The organism is Bradyrhizobium jicamae (assembly GCF_001440395.1).
Taxonomy (GTDB): domain Bacteria; phylum Pseudomonadota; class Alphaproteobacteria; order Rhizobiales; family Xanthobacteraceae; genus Bradyrhizobium; species Bradyrhizobium jicamae.
Window position 1 is genome coordinate 1 of the sequence record NZ_LLXZ01000079.1, and the last position, 4,269, is coordinate 4,269.

6 protein-coding genes, 1 tRNA gene and 1 pseudogene are annotated in these 4,269 nt (G+C 63.8%); 5 read left to right on the plus strand and 3 right to left on the minus strand.

Annotated features, from left to right (window positions below; genetic code table 11):
* Positions 1–289, plus strand: a pseudogene (locus tag CQ12_RS45020) (RNA-directed DNA polymerase); the annotation flags it as partial.
* 155 nt (positions 290–444) lie between these two features.
* On the opposite strand, the gene CQ12_RS12530 reads toward CQ12_RS45020, so the two are convergent.
* Both CQ12_RS12530 and CQ12_RS12535 read right to left on the minus strand, forming a co-directional pair.
* Positions 445–529 (minus strand) — tRNA-Leu (locus CQ12_RS12530).
* Between the two features lie 96 nt (positions 530–625).
* A complete protein-coding gene (locus tag CQ12_RS12535; protein WP_057835618.1) occupies positions 626–868 on the minus strand; it encodes a FliM/FliN family flagellar motor switch protein in 243 nt (80 codons plus the stop codon).
* A 65-nt stretch (positions 869–933) separates the two neighbouring features.
* Here CQ12_RS12535 and lipB point away from each other — a divergent pair, with 65 nt between their 5' ends.
* The 3 genes from lipB to CQ12_RS12550 all read left to right on the plus strand — a co-directional run bounded on the left by lipB (position 934) and on the right by CQ12_RS12550 (position 3,036).
* Positions 934–1,662, plus strand: a complete 729-nt coding sequence (gene lipB / locus CQ12_RS12540; protein ID WP_057835619.1) for a lipoyl(octanoyl) transferase LipB — start codon at positions 934–936, stop codon at positions 1,660–1,662.
* Positions 1,663–1,890: 228 nt separating this feature from the next.
* Entirely contained in the window at positions 1,891–2,604 is a 714-nt protein-coding gene (locus CQ12_RS12545; protein ID WP_057835620.1) for a DNA helicase, read from the plus strand.
* Between the two features lie 132 nt (positions 2,605–2,736).
* Positions 2,737–3,036, plus strand: a complete 300-nt coding sequence (locus CQ12_RS12550; protein WP_057835621.1) for a hypothetical protein — start codon at positions 2,737–2,739, stop codon at positions 3,034–3,036.
* A gap of 14 nt (positions 3,037–3,050) precedes the next feature.
* Here the strand turns inward: CQ12_RS12550 and CQ12_RS12555 are convergent, their stop codons facing one another.
* Complete coding sequence (locus CQ12_RS12555) at positions 3,051–3,479, minus strand: tautomerase family protein (protein WP_057835622.1); 429 nt, start codon at positions 3,477–3,479, stop codon at positions 3,051–3,053.
* 121 nt (positions 3,480–3,600) lie between these two features.
* Between CQ12_RS12555 and CQ12_RS12560 the strand changes: the two genes are divergently transcribed.
* On the plus strand, positions 3,601–4,269 hold a 669-nt coding region (locus tag CQ12_RS12560; protein ID WP_057835623.1), incomplete at its 3' end, for a LysR family transcriptional regulator.

Genomic DNA, 4,269 nt, shown 5'->3' on the forward strand with positions numbered 1-4,269 from the left:
GGCGCGACAGGAAGAAAAGACGCGGGCCGCCCAAGCGCGCACCGCAACGCCCGGCATGTCGCGCCCGCCCAACGTACCCCCATCACCGTGGGGCACGCCGCGCGCCGCCGGCCCGCAGGCGGCTCCCACGGCGGGACCGGCGACAGCACCCAAAAACAGACAGCCGTGGTACGTCACGGCGATGGTGATCCTGCTGGCGGTGATCCTCGCGCTCGCGATCAGGCCTGGCGGCGCGGTGGTCGCCGGCGCGATGCTGTTTGCCTATTTCAGATGGTTTTGGAAGCGGTGAACCAACGTCCCGCCTAACCCAACCCGAGAAGACCTCTTTTCACGGCAAATTCCCTTCGGGAACTGCATAGCCCTACCGGTCAGCTCAGCGGTTATCTCGCCATGGCGAGCCATCGCTCGTCAGGTCCGGTTCGACCGATTCGAAGATATTTGGGCTGGTGCGCTCGGAGGGACTCGAACCCCCACGATGTTACTCACTGCCACCTCAAGGCAGCGCGTCTACCAATTCCGCCACGAGCGCTTGGGATACCGGCTGGAGCGATGCAGCCCGCCGGATCAACGGCGCCGATGTAACAAATCAGGGATGCAGGGACAAGGAAGTTTTGTGCCCCGATAACTACCTGACATCAGGGGATTTCGGCAGCATTTGCTTGACTTCGACCGCGATACGGTTGCGGTCGACCAGCACGACGCCGGAGGCTACCGGCAGGTTGTTGGCGAGGATCTTGACCTCGTCCTGTTCGGTGGCGTCCAATTCGATGATGGCGCCGCGGGAAAGCCGCATTACCTGATGGATGGGCATGGTCGTGGTGCCGAGCACCACCATGAGATCGACGCTGACTTTATCGAGGGTGGCCACTTCTGAACCGCCAAAAGGGGGACTAAATGGGTGTGGTTCCCACCTGACCACGTTTTGGTTAGCCAATGGTTAATGACCGCCAAAGCCTTGATTTGACGACATTCGCGCGCGCCAAGGGCGGCGGCGAGGTCGAATGGCGGATATCCGAAGGGCCGGTGCCCTACCCCGATTCCGTGGCCGCAATGGAGGCCCGCGCGGCCGCTATCGCCGACGGCAATGCGGCCGAACTGGTCTGGTTGCTGGAACACCCCCCGCTCTACACCTCGGGCACCAGCGGCAAGCAAGCCGACCTGCTCGACCCGCGCTTCCCCCTGTTCACGACCGGGCGCGGCGGCCAAGTCACCTATCACGGACCCGGCCAGCGGGTGGCCTATGTGATGCTCGACCTCAAGCGGCGACGGCCGGATGTGCGCGCCTATGTAGCCGGCCTCGAAGAATGGATCATCCGCACGCTCGACGCCTTCAACGTCCGCGGCGAGCGCCGCGAGGATCGCGTCGGCGTCTGGGTCAGGCGGCCGGACAAAGGCGCAGGCTGCGAGGACAAGATCGCGGCAATCGGCGTGCGGCTGCGGCGCTGGGTGTCGTTCCACGGCATCGCCATCAATGTCGAGCCGAACCTGTCGCATTTTTCTGCGATCGTGCCCTGCGGCGTCGTCGATCCGCGTTACGGCGTCACCTCGCTGGTCGATCTCGGCCTGCCCGTGACGATGGAAGACGTTGACGTCGCGCTGCGGCGGGCATTCGAGGACGTGTTCGGCGCAACCGGCGCACGCCTGCCGGAAGCGACCGTGTAACTTTCCTATTCGAGCCTGATTCAGACCAGCGCTTTTCTGTTCGCACCCCGCCTCGCCTGTTCTCGGCAAGCGAGGATTCGGCTATGCTTGATTCCGGTGCCGCCCACGCCTCCCCCCTCCATCGGGAAAGTACAGATCATGCCGGGCGAATAGACTGTTGGGCCGACTGTTCGAGCGCCAGGCATAAGGAGGGGTTGCGATCCTTGCTCGCAATGGGAGGTTCTCTCGATGAGACTGTCTGCGCCAATCTATCATCTGAAGCGGAAGGCGAAGCTTCTTTCCCGTCAGCAAGGCATTCCCCTGCACGAAGCGCTTGACCGCATCGCGGCGGCCGAAGGCTTCAGCGGCTGGAGCTTGCTGGCCGCCAGGGCGGCTGCCGTGACGCCAGCCGGCAAACTATTTCCCGAGCTCAGACCTGGAGACTTGCTGCTGGTGGGAGCCCGCCCGGGCCATGGCAAAACCCTGATGAGCCTTCAGCTGGCCGTGGAAGCCATGAAGTCAGGCCATCGAGGGGCGTTCTTTTCGCTGGAATACACCGAGAAGGACGTGCTCGACCGCTTCCGCGCAATCGGCGTCGAGCCCGCGCAATTTGATGGGCTGTTCGAATTCGATTGCTCCGACGCCATCAGCGCCGATTACATCGTGAAGCGGATGGCCGGTGCGCCGCGCGGGACGCTGGTGGTCGTCGACTATCTGCAACTCCTCGATCAGCGGCGTGAAAACGCGGACCTGATGATTCAGGTTCGCGCGCTGAAATCATTTGCACGCGACCAGGGCCTGATCGTCGTCTTTATCTCCCAGATCGATCGGTCATACGATCCGTCGGCAAGATCGTGTCCCGATCTCAGCGATGTCCGGTTGCCAAACCCGCTGGATCTGAAGCTATTCGACAAAACGTGCTTCCTGAACAACGGCGAGGTTCAGTTCCGGGCAGCGGGCTGACGGTCGCGACCCAGCGGATCGCGGGCGAAGTTATACGCCCGCGATTTGCCTGTTGTCGCGCCGGCGCAAGGTCTTCCGCTACGGCGATCGGCGCCACATATCGAGAGGCAGGCGTGTTTAGAGGAGGTCGCGATGACGTCGCAGAGACTTCCCTTCGAGAACCGGTGGACCAACAACGCAAACGCCCTGCACTGGAATTCCGAACTGGACCATCTGGGCGTGGCAAACGTCCGGGCCATGTTCGTCGATCATGAAATGCGGCATCCCAACCGCCGCAACGTCGTGCAGGACGTTCCCGCCGGCTTTGTCCGGGATTGGCTGGCGTTCCAGGATCGGCGGGTGGCCCGCCAACAGATGGTTTGGCGGGCCACGGTAATCGCCCTTTCATTTGTTGCGGCCACTGCGGCGGTGTTGGGCCTGCTCAGGGCATGAGCTTCTGATGAGGTTCACGCCGTCACCTTCTGCGGCGCGACCTCAAGTTTGCCTGCAATATAGCGGCGCTCCTGCGTCAGCCCGCCGAAGCCGTAAGCATCGCCCTTCACCTCGTCGACATGGGCATAGCTCTCTTCATGCAGCGGCCCGAGCAACTCGCCCATGCGCTGGAACAGCGCGGCGAGATAGGCCGCCTTCTCGTCTTTGGTGTTGGTGCCCTCGCTGACGTGAACGTCGAGCCAGAAACTGTTGAGGCTCTGCTCGGCGAGCGACTTTCCGCCGGCGAACCAGTCCACAGGATCGGCCGACTTCACGATGACGGCGGTGACCTTGGGATCCTTGCGCAGGATTGTCGCGGTGAGTTCGCTGACGGCCGAGGCGATCTCCGCCTTTAGCGACGGCGCCTTGCGAGCGCTGGCATAGGTGACGGTAATGAGCGGCATGGTCGTTCTCCTCTAGGCATTTGCGCGCGTCCATCGCGCCTGACCCAATAGCTAGACCAGCGACCATCATTTTGGTATCTTATCTCCATTCATAACAGAGATAACGATCGTTGATGATGAGATGAGCACGCTGGATATCGACACGGTGCGGGCGTTCCTGCTGGTCGCCGAACTGCAAGGCTTCACCCGTGCCGCCGAGGCGCTCGGCACCACGCAGGCCGCGATCAGCATGAAGCTGCAGCGGCTGGAGGGCGTGGTCGGCAAGCGGCTGGTCGAGCGCTCGCCACGCGCGGTGGCGCTGACCGAAGACGGCGCCGCCTTTCTGCACCACGCCCGCGCGCTGATTGAAGCGCATGACCGCGCGCTGTCTGGCGACAAGCCGACACGCCAGCAACTGTCGCTCGGAATTTCCGATCACGCCGCGGGTCCGGAACTGGTGCCGCTGCTCGAACGGCTGCACGCGATCTCGTCGCAATTGGCGTTCTCCGTGACCATCGGCTTCTCGCGCCAGATGCTCGATGCCTACGATGCCGGCGAACTCGACGCCGTGGTGGTGCGGCAGGAGGGCAGCCGCCGCGGCGGCGAGAAGCTGACGGAAGACGAGTTCGCCTGGTTCGCCGCCAGGCGGATCGCCTGGCGCCGCGGCGAGACCCTGCCTCTGGCGATGCTGGCCCCACCCTGCGGCGTGCGCGCGCTCGCCGTCCGCGCCCTCGACAAGGCCGGCATCGTCTGGAGCGAGAGCTTTGTCGGCGGCGGCGTTACCGCGGTGTCCGCCGCGGCGCTGGCCGGC